Origin of the sequence: Cyanobium sp. Alchichica 3B3-8F6 (assembly GCF_024346435.1) — a bacterium.
Taxonomy (GTDB): Bacteria; Cyanobacteriota; Cyanobacteriia; order PCC-6307; family Cyanobiaceae; genus Cyanobium_A.
In genome coordinates this window covers 1-15,910 of record NZ_JAGQCZ010000024.1, presented here as the reverse complement: position 1 = coordinate 15,910, position 15,910 = coordinate 1, and the positions used below count along the sequence as shown (strand labels likewise).

General features: G+C 57.1%; 18 protein-coding genes and 4 pseudogenes. 15 read left to right on the top strand and 7 right to left on the bottom strand.

The annotated features are described in order from the left end of the window. Positions 1-247 precede the first annotated feature (247 nt). A complete protein-coding gene (locus KBY65_RS13220; protein ID WP_094561758.1) occupies positions 248-697 on the top strand; it encodes a hypothetical protein in 450 nt (149 codons plus the stop codon). A gap of 78 nt (positions 698-775) precedes the next feature. Here the strand turns inward: KBY65_RS13220 and KBY65_RS13215 are convergent, their stop codons facing one another. Further along, positions 776-1,297, bottom strand: coding sequence for a hypothetical protein (locus KBY65_RS13215; RefSeq protein ID WP_255001904.1), 522 nt, complete (start codon positions 1,295-1,297; stop codon positions 776-778). Between the two features lie 161 nt (positions 1,298-1,458). On the opposite strand from KBY65_RS13215, the gene KBY65_RS13210 reads away from it, so the two are divergent. From KBY65_RS13210 to KBY65_RS14135, 3 genes and pseudogenes are all read left to right on the top strand, one after another. Continuing rightward, positions 1,459-1,827, top strand: a complete 369-nt coding sequence (locus KBY65_RS13210) for a hypothetical protein (protein ID WP_143592959.1) — start codon at positions 1,459-1,461, stop codon at positions 1,825-1,827. A 56-nt stretch (positions 1,828-1,883) separates the two neighbouring features. Further along, on the top strand, positions 1,884-2,462 hold the full coding sequence (locus KBY65_RS14140) for a transposase (RefSeq protein ID WP_369802070.1): 579 nt from the start codon (positions 1,884-1,886) through the stop codon (positions 2,460-2,462). Between the two features lie 15 nt (positions 2,463-2,477). Continuing rightward, positions 2,478-2,927: pseudogene (locus KBY65_RS14135) on the top strand (transposase); the annotation flags it as partial. A gap of 193 nt (positions 2,928-3,120) precedes the next feature. Here the strand turns inward: KBY65_RS14135 and KBY65_RS13200 are convergent. Beyond that, on the bottom strand, positions 3,121-3,507 hold the full coding sequence (locus KBY65_RS13200; RefSeq protein WP_143592960.1) for a hypothetical protein: 387 nt from the start codon (positions 3,505-3,507) through the stop codon (positions 3,121-3,123). A gap of 217 nt (positions 3,508-3,724) precedes the next feature. Here KBY65_RS13200 and KBY65_RS13195 point away from each other — a divergent pair, with 217 nt between their 5' ends. The 5 genes and pseudogenes from KBY65_RS13195 to KBY65_RS13995 form a co-directional block, all read left to right on the top strand. After that, positions 3,725-4,228, top strand: a complete 504-nt coding sequence (locus KBY65_RS13195) for a DDE-type integrase/transposase/recombinase (RefSeq protein WP_255001903.1) — start codon at positions 3,725-3,727, stop codon at positions 4,226-4,228. 26 nt (positions 4,229-4,254) lie between these two features. Further along, positions 4,255-4,686 carry an integrase core domain-containing protein gene (locus tag KBY65_RS13190; RefSeq protein ID WP_255001908.1) on the top strand — a complete coding sequence of 144 codons (432 nt, stop codon included), beginning with the start codon at positions 4,255-4,257 and terminating at the stop codon, positions 4,684-4,686. After that, positions 4,581-5,114 (top strand): transposase, encoded by a 534-nt coding sequence (locus tag KBY65_RS14000; protein WP_255001902.1) that lies wholly within the window; start codon positions 4,581-4,583, stop codon positions 5,112-5,114. The genes KBY65_RS13190 and KBY65_RS14000 overlap by 106 nt, the downstream gene beginning before the upstream one ends. Before the next feature lie 132 nt (positions 5,115-5,246). Then, positions 5,247-5,972 (top strand): annotated as a pseudogene (locus tag KBY65_RS13180) (IS256 family transposase); the annotation flags it as partial. Between the two features lie 157 nt (positions 5,973-6,129). Beyond that, positions 6,130-6,570, top strand: a pseudogene (locus KBY65_RS13995) (helix-hairpin-helix domain-containing protein); the annotation flags it as partial. 179 nt (positions 6,571-6,749) lie between these two features. Here KBY65_RS13995 and KBY65_RS13990 read toward each other — a convergent pair. Genes KBY65_RS13990 through KBY65_RS13160 form a run of 3 tightly spaced genes read right to left on the bottom strand, consistent with a single transcriptional unit; the run spans position 6,750 to position 9,508 of the window. Continuing rightward, on the bottom strand, positions 6,750-8,207 hold the full coding sequence (locus KBY65_RS13990; protein ID WP_315860086.1) for a hypothetical protein: 1,458 nt from the start codon (positions 8,205-8,207) through the stop codon (positions 6,750-6,752). After that, complete coding sequence (locus KBY65_RS13165; protein WP_094560658.1) at positions 8,204-8,905, bottom strand: hypothetical protein; 702 nt, start codon at positions 8,903-8,905, stop codon at positions 8,204-8,206. Before KBY65_RS13165 ends, KBY65_RS13990 begins: the two co-directional genes overlap by 4 nt. 3 nt (positions 8,906-8,908) lie before the next feature. Then, positions 8,909-9,508: a hypothetical protein gene (locus KBY65_RS13160; protein WP_255001897.1), complete on the bottom strand. Its 600-nt coding sequence runs from the start codon at positions 9,506-9,508 to the stop codon at positions 8,909-8,911. A gap of 181 nt (positions 9,509-9,689) precedes the next feature. Here KBY65_RS13160 and KBY65_RS13155 point away from each other — a divergent pair, with 181 nt between their 5' ends. The 3 genes from KBY65_RS13155 to KBY65_RS13150 are packed head-to-tail and all read left to right on the top strand — an operon-like array spanning position 9,690 to position 10,494. Continuing rightward, positions 9,690-9,944, top strand: coding sequence for a BRCT domain-containing protein (locus KBY65_RS13155; protein WP_233128611.1), 255 nt, complete (start codon positions 9,690-9,692; stop codon positions 9,942-9,944). Between the two features lie 42 nt (positions 9,945-9,986). Further along, positions 9,987-10,199 carry a toll/interleukin-1 receptor domain-containing protein gene (locus KBY65_RS14130; protein WP_094560652.1) on the top strand — a complete coding sequence of 71 codons (213 nt, stop codon included), beginning with the start codon at positions 9,987-9,989 and terminating at the stop codon, positions 10,197-10,199. Then, a complete protein-coding gene (locus KBY65_RS13150; RefSeq protein WP_158217064.1) occupies positions 10,126-10,494 on the top strand; it encodes a TIR domain-containing protein in 369 nt (122 codons plus the stop codon). Before KBY65_RS14130 ends, KBY65_RS13150 begins: the two co-directional genes overlap by 74 nt. A 621-nt stretch (positions 10,495-11,115) precedes the next feature. On the opposite strand, the gene KBY65_RS13145 is transcribed toward KBY65_RS13150, so the two are convergent. Beyond that, positions 11,116-12,324 carry an IS256 family transposase gene (locus KBY65_RS13145; RefSeq protein WP_409996651.1) on the bottom strand — a complete coding sequence of 403 codons (1,209 nt, stop codon included), beginning with the start codon at positions 12,322-12,324 and terminating at the stop codon, positions 11,116-11,118. Positions 12,325-12,551: 227 nt separating this feature from the next. Here KBY65_RS13145 and KBY65_RS13140 point away from each other — a divergent pair, with 227 nt between their 5' ends. The 3 genes from KBY65_RS13140 to KBY65_RS13130 all read left to right on the top strand — a co-directional run bounded on the left by KBY65_RS13140 (position 12,552) and on the right by KBY65_RS13130 (position 14,567). Next, the gene (locus KBY65_RS13140) at positions 12,552-13,262 is read left to right on the top strand and encodes a hypothetical protein (RefSeq protein ID WP_255001895.1); all 711 of its coding nucleotides are present in this window, start codon (positions 12,552-12,554) and stop codon (positions 13,260-13,262) included. A 69-nt stretch (positions 13,263-13,331) separates the two neighbouring features. After that, positions 13,332-13,745: a hypothetical protein gene (locus tag KBY65_RS13135; RefSeq protein WP_143592885.1), complete on the top strand. Its 414-nt coding sequence runs from the start codon at positions 13,332-13,334 to the stop codon at positions 13,743-13,745. 285 nt (positions 13,746-14,030) lie between these two features. Next, the gene (locus tag KBY65_RS13130; RefSeq protein WP_255001892.1) at positions 14,031-14,567 is read left to right on the top strand and encodes a hypothetical protein; all 537 of its coding nucleotides are present in this window, start codon (positions 14,031-14,033) and stop codon (positions 14,565-14,567) included. Between the two features lie 186 nt (positions 14,568-14,753). Here KBY65_RS13130 and KBY65_RS14125 read toward each other — a convergent pair. Further along, positions 14,754-15,721: pseudogene (locus KBY65_RS14125) on the bottom strand (integron integrase). Positions 15,722-15,910: the final 189 nt, after the last annotated feature.

The following is a 15,910-nucleotide window of genomic DNA, read 5'->3' as shown; positions in this document are numbered from 1 at the left end:
CGGTGCGGCGGGCTCATCCGCCTTCTCACGTCAGCCTTGACGGCCTCGCTGTAACGACGCATTGGTCATGTCCTCAAGCCCCCGGGTGTACTGACGAGAGGGGTGACATCTTTCCTGAAACCGGGGGGAGCAGACGCTAAAGCTATTCGCTGGGTGCATACCTCGCAGGAGCGGGACAGGTGCATAGCGTCGTTAGCTTGCGCAATTCGTAAGTTGCTGCAATGATGAGAGCGTCGACAACTCACTCATGAACTACTCAGGTCTTTGGGAAAAACGCGAAGGACGGGTTATTTGTAGGGCCTTCGCGGCTTGGACTGAGCTTTCAGATTCATCTCTTGCGGGAATAGTTGCCGGTTATGCAGGAGGCGGCGCATTTATACAGGAGAACTTTTACTGTGAGTTTGATGACGGTACTGCTACAAAGTTAATCATTGATTACACTGATCACGTCTCTGGCGATGAAAGCCCTTTTGATGAGCTTGACCAGAGCGCCATTGACGCTTCAGAGGAGGCTCTAGACCTGCTCCTCGCTCTTCATGATCAAGATGCCTGGGAGGATGAAGAGCAGCTGTTGCTCCTAAACAAATCTGAACTAACCGACATTGAGGAAGCTGACGATCTGATAAAAGCCGGTGTTCCTACGCCTATATACTTGTCACGACTATTCGAAGATGCTGGCCTCACGGCCAAGCCCTAATGGCTGCAATAGCTACCATTAGAATTTGCATTGAAAAATGGATTAACTACTGTCCTCTCCTCATCGGCAAGTGATTGGTCAGCGCTTAATCTTTCCCTTCACTAGAAGGAATGATTGGCTCAGCTGAATGCCAGCCTCTGCATATCGTGCGTGCGGATCGTCTCCATACTCCCAGCCATCTGGCATTTTCCTGGCCAGGCCAATAGCGCCTAGTCTTTCGTCCTCGGTTCTCATAACAACTACTACCTCCCCTGCTGACTGCAAGACAGATTTGATTGACGACTCAGATGACTCTTGGGCCAAAAGAACGGATCTAACAACGCTTGATGGAATAGAATGCTCGTACATAACAGCGCTATTCTTGCCGTAGTATCTAGAACGTGAATATTCTTTTGTTAGGTCAATTCCTCTCGACCCGAACCAGGAAAGAGCCTCGCTTGATAGACGGTATCGAGAAGAGGCAAGCGTGTACTTTGCTATCATATTTGACAGTAGATAGCCTGCATCTCCGTTCAATCCTCTCACCTCATCAATTATGAGTCCAGCGGTAATCCACTTGCGAAGGGCAAGTTGGTCAATATTTTCTGATGGAAAAATCAATCTGCGAAGCTCGTAGCGCGCTCGCCCACGCTAACGCCAGCGATCACCTGTCGGCAGGGCCTGTGGCTTGTAGCTATTAACTTGGGGCATACACCAAGAAGGGCGGGGCAGGTGTATTGCGTCGTTAGGTGGGCTAGTATCAGACTTTCGGTGGATTCCTCATGGCTAACGCTGATGTAGGCACTGGGCGAGTTCGCATTGATTTCCTCCCAGAGACAAGCGAGGATATTGTTGGTGAAATCACAGAGATACTGGAATCAGAACCTGTATTTACTGATGGAGTCGATTTTGAGATTGATAGTGCAGAGGGGGAAACTGGCTTCAGCATTGTCTTCTCAGCCGAGAGTGGCTGGGATCCTGAAGAGTGTTGGCCATTTATAGACTCCCTCATGACGAGTGAGTCTTCTTTGAGCAATCAAGCCCAGACTGCATTGCGTGATTCCCGGATTACTGGGTGCTCTTATGATTGGGATGCGAATTATCGCTCGCTAATCATTAAGCCAAAAGGCTCTGAAGGGCACCTCGAATAATCGTAAGACCGCTTGATAGCGTCCGGATTTGGATTATACTAGGGCATCCAGATTACATGCTTTCTATGGGCCAGCGAGGGTTCTGGGATGAACAACAAAGAGTTGCAAAGCTCCAAGAGAAGAAGCCGGTTCTGACGCGTCTCGCAGAAACGATTCCCTGGGAATCTTTCCGCCCTTTGCTTGACAAGGGCTATAGCCAGGAGCGCAAAAGCAATGCTGGACGCAAGAGAATCGACCCACTGATTCTTTTCAAGATGCTGGTGCTCCAGCAGCTATTTAATTTAAGTGATGAAGAGATCGAATTCCAAGTAAATGACCGTCGCTCCTTCGAGGAGTTTGTTGGTCTTGGGGTGATGAATGACATACCAGATGCCACCACAGTCGCCTTCTTCAGAGAGCGACTGCGCAAGGCGGGAGTTATCGATGAACTCTTTGAGATGTGTGAGGAATACCTGCGCTCTCAGGGTCTACAAGCCCGTGGGGGTCAGATCATTGACGCGACTCTCGTCCCTGTTCCCAAGCAACGCAATACCCGCGAGGAGAACAAGGAAATCAAAGCCGGAAGGCTGCCAGAGGGCTGGAATGAAAACCCAGACCGCTTGCAGCAAAAGGATTTAGATGCTCGCTGGACATAAAAGAACGGCCTCAGTTACTACGGTTACAAGAACAGTATTTGCATCGATGTCGACCATGGATTCATCCGCCGATATGCTGTAACCCCCGCCAATATCCATGACAGCCAGATGCTTCCACGACTGCTTGATCCAGAAAACGAGCATGACTATGTCTGGGCAGACTCAGCATATTCCGGTGAAAGCTTTGATAATCTTCTGAATCTCGGTGGATTCGAAAGCCTGATCCACGAAAAAGGCGCTCGCAATCAACCGCTTAGCGATGCAGCCAAGGAATTGAATCGTGTCAAGTCGTCAATTAGAGCTTGTGTCGAGCATGTCTTTGGCTGCATGACCATGTCCATGGGTGGAAAGCTGACAAGAAAGATTGGGCTAGAAAGGAACGAGGCTTGGTGGGGCCTCAAGAACCTGACATTCAACTTCCTTCGTTTTCTCCAGCGCTCTGCCCATGTAGTAGTGTTTGCATGAGTCACTCATTGAAGTGCCACGGTTCAGGGTAACTCGTCAATAGCCAATATAATGTATTGTTGCTCAGCCGCCTCCTTGGTGGCTTTTTTATGTCCGCAAGATTTCCCATTTGTACTGATTATTCGAGGTGCTCATTAGATTGTTGGAGAACGTCCATAATCTCCTGATGAGCTGGGGTCAAGTATTCCATCAGTCAATCCCAATCCCCACTTTCCCATTTATACATTGCCCATACTAACAATGCCCCAGGGATCATAAAGATGAGTCCAGCTGGAAGTAGGAACAACCCGAATAATGTGGACAATAGACCGGCGCATATTAAAATATATGCAAGAAAACTACGAGGTTCAGTCATCCAAGCCCCGTCATCATCACTGGCAACATTTACATATTCAGTGTGAGTCGGAAGTTCTTGATTTGGACGAGGTTCGGTAATTATGTTTACACCAAGACAAACAAAATTGGGCATACTTTCATATAGAGCTTTCAATTGTGCTTCTGCTCCTGGAACATTATCTGCATCAATTACTGTCTCCCGTCTGCCCTGATTCTGTGCAGTCCAAGTAAGTTTGACTTTCATAATTAAGGGCACCTCGAATAATCGTAAGACCGCTTGATAGCGTCCGGATTTGGATTATACTAGGGTATCCCGATTACATGCTTTCTATGGGCCAGCGCCCCCTCTGCCAGGAAAGTTGACGCCTCTCCAACCCGACCACTTTTTTCACCAGGGGGCTTGATGGAGCAGGGCAATGCGTCGTTACAGCGAGGCCTTTAAGGCTGATGTGAGGAGGCGTATGACTCCGCCGAACCGCCAGAGCGTTTCCCAGATTTCAGCAGAGCTGGGCATTCACGTGGCCAGCCTCTACAACTGGAGAAAGGCCTGGCGGTTGCAAGGAGAGGTGGTGCCGGCTTCCGAAAAGGAACCAGAGGGATGGGATTCCACCGACAAGTTCACGGTGGTGCTGGAAACCGCTGGGTTGAATGCCACCGAGCTGAGCGCTTATTGCCGTGAGCGGGGCCAGGCGAATCGCCGCGGTCGCGCCCGACCACCACAGGAGCCGAGGCCAGTGCCACGGCTGCGGGCCGCAGGCCCGAATCAGGTGTGGAGCTGGGACATCACCTACCTGCCAACAACAGTGCGTGGCGTGTGGCTCTATCTCTATCTGGTGATCGACGTCTGGAGCAGGAAGGTGGTGGCCTGGGATGTCGCTGAGCGAGAAGACCCAGCAATTGCAGCCGATCTGGTGAGCAGAGCCTGCCTGCCGAGCGGATCAGCAAGGGGCGCCAGATACCCTTGACCCTCCACGCCGATAACGGCAACGCCATGCGTGCCGCCACGCTGGAATCACGGCTGGAGGAGCTGGGCGTGCTGCGGTCGTTCTCAAGGCCGAGGGTGTCAAACGACAACCCCTACTCAGAATCGCTGTTCCGAACCGCAAAGTACCGGCCTGATTACCCGAGGCGGCCATTCGCCAGCGTGCAGGAGGCATGCCAGTGGGTGGCGGCGTTCGTGGACTGGTACAACCACCGACACTGGCACAGCGGCATCAAGTTCGTCACGCCCCATCAGCGCCACAACGGTGAGGCTGTGGAGATCTGCCGCCACCGTGCTGTCGTCTACGAACAAGCACGCCAACGGCATCCCCGCCGGTGGTCACGATCGACGCGTTGCTGGCGTCAGCCGGAAGAGGTCTGGATCAACCCACCGCCACCAGAAATCGAGCCAGATCCAGCTACGTTGATGTTGGTTGCCTGAATGGCAGCAGAGGCGTCATCTTTTCTGGCAGCTACCGGCGAGGGTTCTGGGATGAACAACAAAGAGTTGCAAAGCTCCAAGAGAAGAAGCCGGTTCTGACGCGTCTCGCAGAAACGATTCCCTGGGAATCTTTCCGCCCTTTACTTGACAAGGGCTATAGCCAGGAGCGCAAAAGCAATGCTGGACGCAAGAGAATCGACCCACTGATTCTTTTCAAGATGCTGGTGCTCCAGCAGCTATTTAATTTAAGTGATGAAGAGATCGAATTCCAAGTAAATGACCGTCGCTCCTTCGAGGAGTTTGTTGGTCTTGGGGTGATGAATGACATACCAGATGCCAGACAGTCGCCTTCTTCAGAGAGCGACTGCGCAAGGCGGGAGTTATCGATGAACTCTTTGAGATGGCCCGCGTCCCAGGCAGTGGTGTAATTCCCCCGGCATCCCCACCCCGGCGTAGCCGGGGTGGGGCGCGCATCTCAGGCGATCGGCTCCACGGCTGACGTTGCAAGGGGTGGGCAGGCCCGTTTCCCTGGTTCGAGTACCACCTCAACCAGACGAACCATGCCCAAGCAACAGTTTGACGCGTCTTCCCTGCTGCCGCTACTGGATGGCAGCAGTGCAGGGGAGCTGATCCCTGAACTGGCCACACGCGGCCTGCAGCAGCTGATCGAGCTGGAGCTTGCCGCCTTCCTCGGTGCGGACTGGCACGAGCGCACGGAAGAGCGTCTCGGCCACCGCAACGGTTACCGGCCCCGCACCCTGACCACCCAGGTTGGGGATCTCGCCCTGCAGATCCCCAAACTGCGGGCCGGCAGCTTCCTGCCCACGATCCTCGAGCCCCGCCGCAGGGTCGATCAGGCCCTGTACGCAGTGATCATGGAGGCCTACATCAGTGGCGTCTCCACCCGCAAGGTCGATTCCCTGGTGGCGGCTCTGGGCGTCCAGAGCGGCATCTCCAAATCCCAGGTGAGCCGCATCTGCGCCGACATCGACATCCAGGTGCATGCCTTCTTGAACCGGCCCCTGCAGGAGAGCGGCTACGCCTACGTCTTCCTCGATGCCACCTACCTCCACGGCCGGCTTGGCCTGGGCCAGCAGGTCTGCTCCAGAGCTGCTGTGATCGCCATGGGCGTCAATGCCGACGGCCGCCGTGAGCTGCTCGGCCTACAGGTGGGTGACAGCGAAAGCGAGGGCTTCTGGAAGGCCTTCATTGGCTCCCTCAAGGAGCGTGGCCTCACTGGTGTCAAGCTCGTAGTGAGCGATGCCCACGTGGGCCTGACCAAGGCTCGGGTGGTGATCGACTCCCCCCTTAAAAGCCAGAGCAGCAGCCGCCATAGCCAACCCTGTGCGCAGCCCATCAAGGCCGTGATCTTCCTGGAGCTCTCACGCACCGACCGCAGTGCTGGTGCAGAGTCGCCTCGTTCAGTGATGCCCGTGCCCGGTGATGGCCAGCCCGGCTGAGCCCAGCCAGCAGCCCACGGACGTGCTGGCCGGCTCGATCGAGCGCGTCACCTTCCACAACGCCAGCAACGGCTTCTGCGTGCTGCGCATCAAGGCCCGCGGCCATCGGGATCTGGTGACGGTTGTGGGCCATGCCGCTGAGATCAGCGCCGGTGAATGGGTCACGGTGAGTGGCACCTGGGTGAACGACCGGGAGCACGGCCAGCAGTTCAAGGCATCCTTCCTGCGCTCCTCACCGCCCACCACCGCCGAGGGCATCGAGAAGTACCTGGGCTCGGGGATGATCCGCGGCATCGGCCCGATCTACGCCAGCAAGCTGGTTGAGGCCTTTGGTGCGGAGGTGTTCGAGGTGATCGAGCAGGCGCCGGAACGGCTGCGGGAGGTGCCGGGCATCGGCCAGGTGCGCGCCGGTCGCATCGCCCAGGCCTGGGCCGATCAGAAGGTGGTGCGCGAAATCATGGTGTTCCTGCACAGCCATGGCGTGGGCACCGCCCGGGCGGTGCGGATCTTCAAGACGTATGGCCTCAACCAAGGTGACCAGTGCTTGCTCTCGTTTGTTTTGGTCGGCATCCCTGAGGAGCCGGTAAAGTTTTGGATCGTGCATCAATCAGCTGGTTTGCTTTTTGGTTTACGGGTAGAACGCGTTGTTATTTTCTGTTGCTGCGCTGCTGCTTTTGGTGATGCAACCACCTCCTCCCAGCCCTTCTTGATGTTCTCAGCGATCAGTGCATCGGCAACAGCATTCGCTTCGGCCTCGCTGCGGGCAGTGCGCAGGGTGCGCTCCAGAGGGGTCTTGCGATCGGGGCTGTAGTCGGTGAAGTGCACCAACCAGGCAGGCCAGCCGGGCCAGGTTTCCTCCTTGCTGCTCTTCCACACCAGCAGTTTGCGCACGGCAATGCCCCCTTTGCCCGCCTTGGTCCACACCTGCCGGCGCACCGGTTCGCTGCGGGGCAGCTGGCGTGGCTCCAGTGGAGCCTGTGGATCTAGCTCCGGCAGGTACTCCTGCAGCTGGCTCAGCCGCACGTCGAGGCCATCGGCGCTCTTGTCGCTGCGGCGGCGGACGACCACCGGGTGGATCATGCTCGCCGCCACCGCATCCACGATCGGCTGCCAGCCCTCCTCTTCTGAATGGCGGAGCACCCAGCGACGCACGGGATCGCCGGCGCTGTCGTCTGTCTGCAGATCGGTGCAGCTGAGCTCCAGCACCAGCTCCGGCCGCACGAAGCGATAGAGGTTGCCGTCGCTGCTGGAGTGGCGGAAACCACTGGCACATTCCAGCGGCTCAAGGGCGGCGAGCAGCTCACGGCGCATTGCCTCGCCGGGGAAGTTGCCGCAGGCCCCCAGCAACTGGATGGTGTCGTCGTGCCGGCGCAGGCCCAGCAGCACCGAACGCACCTGATCGCTTTCGCTCACCCGGGTGGTGAAGCCCACCACCACCGCATCGAGACTGAACGATGGCTTGAGCTTGTAGATCTCGCCGGTGATGCTGCGCACCACCAGACCTTCCGCATCCCCACTCGCCACCCAGCGCTCGAGATGGGGACGCAGCTCCGCGGGCTCTTGCAGCTCCTCGGTGTCGACCACCGCCAGCTGCGGCACCGGAGGCTTGCTCAGCAAGGCCTGCAGCAGCTCCAGACGCGGGTGGTAGTCGGCCGGTGGCGGCGCACCATCGAGCTCCACCACATCAAAAACCGCATAGGCCAGCCGGTCGTGATCGCCGGCGGCCAGAGCAGCAGCCACATCCCCCACCCGCTCACGGCCGCCGTCTGCAGCAGGCACATGCAATTCACCGGCGATCACCAATGGCTGCTTGCGCCCCTTGGCCAGCGCAGCCAACCCCTTCAGCAAGGGCCCGGTCCCCATGGAGCGACCACCGCGGGCAAACAGGCGAGCTTTGCCGTTGTGGAGTTCCGCCAGCCACAGCTCGCCATCGATTTTGCGGCTCACAAAGCAGGGCGCATGGGGAATCGCCTGCAGATCGGAGGGCCGGATGGCGCGGTAGCGACCCGCCACTGCAGCTTTGTAGCGCTTGGCAATGGTTTCAAGTCGGGGGTCGGTCATGGCTTGGCGGGGGGAGCCTTGAGCTCGAGATTCGAGAGCCGCAGCAGCAGGCAATAGCCGCTGTGGTTAACGCGGCCCTCCAGAAAGGCTCGCCAGGGCAGACCATTGAGCTGCAACACCAGGGGATCTCGCGCCTTCTCGCCGGCGGCTAGCAGCACCATCTCATCGGCGGCATCCAGCTCAGCGGCGATGCCATGCAGAAATTCGTAGCTGAGGCCATCGGTATGCCACAGCTGCAGCGTGCGGCTGAAGGCAAAGCGCCTCACCGCGTCAGCCCGGCTGATGCGGGTCTTGGTGAAGCGCACCGGGATCTCCTCGCTCACGTTGGCAAAGCGGTCTTCCGGAGCCCGTCGCTCCTTTTCCTGTCCAAAGGGATCGAGAATCACCTCCACCAGATCAGGAGCCATGCGCAGGATCTGGCGGCTGCTGTCGAGGAACACGGTGTTGGTGCGCTCGATCGGGCGGCCGATCAGTTCGAGATCTAGCTCCGGATCGCCATCGATCAGCGCCTGGCCCAGCGCCTCACCGTGCTTGTCCGCCAGGGTTTCATGGGTATTGGCTTCGCCTGACGCCAGGAGGCGGCGCATGGCGACAGGCCGGCCATCGACCACCCGCTGCGGCGGGGACGGTGCCCGCACCGATACGAAGCGCAGATAGGCGTCGCGGCTGCTTGCATCGGCAAGGTGAATGGAACGCATGGCTCAGAGCATCTCGAAATCGAGTTCGTCGTCGCTTTGGTCGTCATCTTCTGGCGGGGGCGGCGCGTTGGGTGCCAGATAGCGCGGCGCGCTGGGCACTCCCACCAGCGCGAAGATCCCCTCCTTATTGGCGAGCAGGAACGCTGTCTCAGCCCGGTAGTCAGGGCGGTAATTGAAGCGAAAGCGCCAGATCTCGCCTTCGCTCAAGGCTTTGCCCAGCTGCTCATCGAGGCTTTCGGGCTCGAGCCGATAGATCGAGGCAACTGCCAGATCCAGCACCTCGGTTGCCAGTACGGGCCCTTCCAGCTGTTGCGTCTCTCCGAGGGTGGATGGCACCAGCTCGAGAGGATTGCCGTCGCCGTCACAGGCGCCGATCTTGCTGCTCTCCACTTGGCGACCATCGGGGGCGAACCAGCCTTGGGCCGTCATTCCGGCGGTGATCAGCACAAGCCCGTCGCCGGTGAGCGCAGCGCGAGTGCAGGGATTGCCGCTGCCATCCACTGGGATGCGGCGGCGGGCGCCGTACAGCTTCTGGCGCTCCAGCTTGCTCAACTGGAAGGAACTCGTTACTCCTTGGTGAGACACCACAACTGGCTTGGCCATGCGAGGAGTTGCCTGTTGACCAACCTTAAGGGAGGGATAGCTGTAGCCTTGGGAGAGTTTTATGCAAGTTTTCGATAGCGGAGACGTGACCAGCTTCTGCCTGCCTTGTCTGCTCCAGAATCAGGATCTTCTCTAACAAGACCCAGTCATGTCCGCTAAGCCCGCTTGGGACCCTCAGACCATGGCCATCACGGCAGATGCCTTCTCCGGCCTTACCGTGGTGATCACTGGAACACTCGAGCACATCGAACGCAAGCAGGCCGAGCTGCTGGTGGAACGCGCCGGCGGCAACGCCACGGGCTCGGTGAGCAGCAAGACGGATCTGCTTGTGGCCGGTGAGAAGGCTGGCAGCAAGCTCAAGAAGGCCCAAGCCCTCGGCGTTGAGGTGATCGACGAGGTGGCTTTCCTAAAACGGCTTGGCATTCAGCTGCCTTGAGGTGGCTGAGGGATGATGGTTGCCTGATTACCGGAAGTATTCATGGCTGAAAAGGACATGGCCTTAGAGCAGGTATTCATCAGCTATTCCAGTCGCAACCGGCGGATCGCTGAAGCAATCCGATCGCATCTGGAAGATCTGAATGTGAATTGCTGGATGGCACCAGAAAGCATCATGGCTGGTGAGCAAGTGGGCTCAGGCGATCACCAAAGCCATTCCGAATTGTCAGTTGATGGTGCTCTTGTGGAGTGTTGAGTCCATGCAATCAGAGCAGGTGATCAATGAATTGACACTGGCAGACCGCTCTGGAGTGATGATCCTGCCGTTTCGGGTGGATGATGTTGAACCTGAGGGGGCGTTCAAGTATTACCTCTATAAGACTCACTGGCTTGATGCCTTTGACGGCTGGAAGCAGAAGCCTGGGATCGCGGTGTCCGGTGACGCCGATCACCAGGGCAGCGGCGCCAGGGTCCTGCAGCAATCCCTGGGCCAGCAAAAGCGGCTGAGCCGAATTCATGCAGCAGCATCCTCTGCAGTGCAGGGGAAGTAACTCACCGGCTTTCGCCAGCCTCCAGCGCCTAGGCCCTCGGCATGGGACATTTGCCTGCTGCAGGGATCTTTCCTTTGACATTTGGCAGAGCCGATTTCACGGCTAGGAGCCAATGGAACAGAATTACTCGCCTGCGCGCAGCCTTCGCTCATGCTCGAGTTGCTCGCATCGCAGTGTGGTCTGGATATAGGCGAAGCGCTACCTCCTTGGCTTCATATGAACTTCTAGCCATGACTTCGCAATCAAAGCCAATGCCATTGCGCGAAAGCCGAACAATATATTTGAACATTCTTACAGGGCCTCCATGGATAATAGATGCGTAGTTGAATTTAGGTTCGGCCGCGTCCCTTTGCGTGGTGTAAAAGCCGAGGCCCGAATTCCCTGATTCAAGCGTGAACAGTGTCGAATGACGGGCTGTCATTCCAGTGGCACAGATGTCCCTCGTTGTTCCACATTGAATCAAGGCGATTGACTTGTCAAGTCTTTCGCCCGGGTGGTTTGTCGGTTGTTGGCTACCGCTGAGATCTGCCGAGCACGGTCTGCGGCGGCCCCCGGGCGCTGAGAGCAGCTGCTGCGCCCTGTGTGGGCGCCGCAGCATCTCTCATCTGGGGCCTGAGACCATCAGCTGGTGATGGCCTGCGCTGCTGCTACCGCTGCCGGTAGAGCATCCAGCGCTGGAATGGCCGCCATGCTCTCGGCGGAGAACATCCGCCGGCCCTCGAGCTGCCAATGCTCGTCCTGCTCCAGCAGCACCGCCCCCACCAGGCGAGTGATGGCTGGGTCATTGGGGAAGATGCCGACCACGCGGGTGCGGCGTTTGATTTCCTCGTTGACCCGCTCGAGCAGGTTGGTGCTCCACACTTTTTTCCAGTGGTGCTGCGGGAAGTGGCGGAACGCCAACACGTCTTCTCGGGCCTCGGCCATGAGCTCAGCAGCCTTGGGGAAGCGCTCAGCCAGTGAGCTGGCCAGGTCATCCCAGCGGCTGAGGATCTCAGCGGCGCTCTCTTGGGCAAACACCGAGCGCAGGGCGGCCGTGACCATGCCCTGATGCGCTTTTGGCACCCGCTGCAGCAGGTTGCGCGCAAAGTGCACGCGGCAGCGCTGCCAGCAGCAGCCCTGGAACATGCGGCGGATGGCCTTGGTCAGGCCCACGTGGGCATCGCTCACTACGAGCTTGACACCAGTGAGGCCACGCTCCTTGAGGGAGCCAATGAAGGCCTTCCAGAAGCCCTCGCTTTCGCTGTCACCCACCTGTAGGCCGAGCAGCTCACGGCGGCCGTCGGCATTGACGCCCATGGCGATCACGGCAGCTCTGGAGCAGACCTGCTGGCCCAGGCCAAGCCGGCCGTGGAGGTAGGTGGCATCGAGGAAGACGTAGGCGTAGCCGCTCTCCTCCAGCGGCCGGCCCAGGAACGCCTGCACCTGCTGGTCGATGTCCTGACAGATGCGGCTCACCTGCGACTTGGAGATGCCGCTCTGGGAACCCAGCGCCGCCACCAGGGAATCGACCTTGCGGGTGGAGACGCCACTGATGTAGGCCTCCATGATCACTGCATACAGGGCCTGATCGACCCTGCGGCGGGGCTCGAGGATCGACGGGTGAAAGCTCCCAGACCGCAGTTTGGGAATCCTCAGATCGATATCGCCGGCCTGGGTGGTGAGCAGTCGGGGCCGGTAGCCATTGCGGTAGCCAAGCCGGTCGTCGCTGCGTTCATGGCGCTCCGCGCCGAGCACGGCGGCCACCTCCAGCTCGATCAGCTGTTGCAGTCCGTGGCGCACCAGCTCAGGGATCAGCTCCCCTGCACTGCTGCCATCCAGTAGCGGCAGCAGGGAAGACGCGTCAAACTGTTACTTGGGCATGGTTCGTCTGGTTGAGGTGGTACTCGAACCAGGGAAACGGACCTGCCCACCCCTTGCAACGACTGGCGTCTGAGGAGCGGTCTGCCAGCCCCGGCTACGCCGGGGCTGGCAGACCGCTCTTACATCAATAGAGGGGACGCGGCTTGACTGCTGACTGAGCAAGGTCTAGAGTTGTGCAAGTATTTGAGCCACTAGTTATGTCCAAAACTTGGGGCTCTTGGCGTTATTACGCTCCCGGCTATCTTTCCGCGGATGATACCGAGATTGGCGAGGAAGTAATTTCACAAGCACTCTCGGCAGTCGGCTTTGGAAGCGTAGATGAATTTAATTCATCTGTAGGCGCTCATGCTCGCGGCGAACTGCCTGAAGAGCTCCAAGTAAAACTAAAAGCAATCTTTCAAGAACCAGCATATTGTGATGAGGATGTCCCTGATCAGTTGACTGTCAGTGACGGCGTTGTGGCTTCTCTAGAGGAGCCGTTGGTTCTTCAATCCCCTTTTCGGCTTGCAGACGGTCATGAGCCTTTGGAGATTGAAATCTATGCAATGAGCATTGAGGACGAAGGCGGAACATACTCCATAAATCTCCGAGCAGGCGTATCTAGTGCAAAACTCTTTGAGGCCAGAAGTACAGAGCAGGAAGGTATCTGCTCTGTCCTCATTGATAAATTGGCATCTGGAAAATCAGACGATATTGATGACAAAGATCGAGAACTTCTGAAGGCCTATCTCGACAGCAATGGCGCCAACATCGACTTGGCGGTTGATGAAGACTTCATTGAAGAGCTGGGAATCCAGGTCAGATACATGGTGGAGTCAATCGGAATCTCGACCATTCCATTCACTGACGAGGAGGGAGAGGAGATCGAGTTCTGGATTGAGGCAGAAGAGGAGATTGGCTTTAGCTAGTCATAGAGTTTATTAACCGCAGTTCTATTACATTCTTGATCAATGACGGGAAAGCAGACTGGTCGGTATTTGCGTTACAAGCTTGCCTTCGATCGCCTAGATGAAGCATTGGAAGATGGTTGGCTACTGGAGGCAATCTCTCTAGAAGAGAGCATCATCACAGATCGGTTACTGTCAATTATCGCATCGACAGAGCAGGCCGTTTCGAGCAAGCAGAGTCTTGGCAATCTTATCGCTCAGGCCAAGAAGTTAATGACTGGAAGTGGGTCGATAGTAGATGGTGATCTCTTCCACGAACTAGATCAATGGCGAGATGCTCGGAATGAGTGCGTACACGCCTTCTGCAAGTTGGACGACCACGCTTATGCGGATAACTCAGCAGAGATATTCAGCGAGAAGATGTGGGAGACAGCAAAGAAGGGACGAGAACTCGTTGACTTGGTCAAACACCTCTCACGCGAGGCCAAGACTGGCCCTCGTTAAGCGGGAATTGCTTCTCTCATGACGAGGAGCCTCTTGCTTCGTTTGCCTAACGCCAGCGATAACCTGCCCGTAGGGGCTGTGGCTCAATCTATTCGTCACGTGCATATTCCTTAGGGTGCGGTGCAGGTGCATTGCGTCGTTAGGCAGTTGTGCTAATCTGCTCTTGATTCTAGACTGCAAATGCAAACACACTTAAGACTCCGCAACGGCTGCCGCAAGTCAATTACCAGCTGGTACGCTCTTACATGGGATTCTCTCAATAAGTGGAGAGATGAAATACCCGAGATGATTAGCGATCTAGAGAATGCAATTTCCAATGGAGACCAAGATAAGATACTAGAGGTATCAGAATCGATACTTGAGGTTGAAGAAATAAGGGATTCTGTGGACTCAAAACTCACTCATTGGGAGATTGAGTATGCAGATATAAATGTCCAGCCTTTGCCCGAGGATCAATTCGAGAAATCCCTGCACGAGATTGCATTTACAGGCATTGGGTCCCCGTTCAAATCTAGAGAACACGAATACGGAATTACCTATGAAGTAGACGAAAAAGAGCTGTTTGCCGAAGAGGTAAAAGGTAAGATATGCATACTCTTCTGCACATATGACAATAGATGCTCTTATGAGTTTCTTCTTGAAACATCCGAGCCATTCGACCCCAAGCGCTTAGCGTACCATATCGAAGATAACCAGTCTTGGTATAATGGCTACATGACCTACGAAGGAGTAGATATCACCCAGGACTGGACAGGATCAGGGGATGAATGCGACGGTGTTCAAGCTGTCTATGTAAATGGTTCTCTGGTTACGCCTGATTGAACACACGCTTGCAGTTTGGCCTACCAGACTGTATTTGTATCTTGCTTAACGCCAATTAGAAAGTCCTCGTAAGGCGCCTGAAACCTCCTCTGGGGACCGATATCGCTTCCTGTGCCCTCCGCTGACTCATTCAGCGGAGGGCTTTCCCTTGCAGGCTGGATGTTCTGCGGACGTGCAGAACATGCCTCAGAGCAGATCCGCAGGGCTGGTCACGCCAGCTGGTCCCCGGTTGAGCACATGCGTGTAGATCATCGTGGTCTTCACGTCACTGTGGCCGAGCAGCTCCTGGATCGTACGGATGTCAGATCCCCGCTCCAAGAGATGTGTGGCAAAGCAATGGCGGAAGGTATGGCAACTTGCTGGCTTGCTGATCCCAGCAGCGCGTACAGCGGCATGCACCGCTCGCTGGATCACCGATGGATCCAGGTGGTGACGCCCCTGTTCATCGGTGTTGCGATTCTGCCAGCGCGTGACCTGTGGGAACACCCACTGCCAGATCCACTCACGTGAGGCTGATGTGTATTTCCGCTCCAGTGCGCCAGGCAGCGGCACCTGTCCCCAACCGGCGGCCAGATCAACCCGATGCAGCCGCCGCACTTCCTGTAGATGAATCTGGAGCGGCTGCATGAGCTTCTGGGGGAACACCGTGACCCGGTCCTTGTTTCCCTTGCCCCCGCGGATGGTCAGCTGATGTCCCGCAAAGTCCAGATCCTGCACTCGCAGGCGTAGGGCTTCCATCAGCCGTAGGCCACCCCATACATCAAGCCACAGACCAGTGCGGCTGGCCCCTCCAGCTGCTGCAGCACCGCGCGCACCTCCATCACACTCAGCACAACCGGTAGCCGCTTGGGCCGTCGCGCTCTTACGACCTCATCAAGTTCGTCGGGGTCGATCTCCAGAACACGCTTGTAGAGAAATAGGAGTGCTGCTAAGGCCTGGTTCTGCGTCGATGCTCTCACCTGTTCGTTTACTGCGAGGTGCGTGAGGAAGGCATTGATCTCCAGGCTGCCCATCTCCCTCGGGTGCCGCAGCTGGTGAAACCGCAGGAAGCGCCGCAGCCAGCGTTCGTAGGTTTCGATGGTCCGCCGGGCGTAGTGACGCGATGCCAGGGCTTCCCGATAAACCGTGATACGGGAACGGGGTTGTGTCTCCATAGAGGTTGACGTGCTGTCGACAGCATTCCCCCCGACTCCACCATCTGTCCTTCGCAGGAGATGCAGGGCCGCCTAAAAGTAATTTCATGTCGTGCTCATGACCACGCCTCCCAGTGCGAGCATTCCCCTGATGTCGTGGCTCAGTTCCTGCTGGCCCGCGTGAACTGAGCGGTAGCCGCCGTAGCGCAG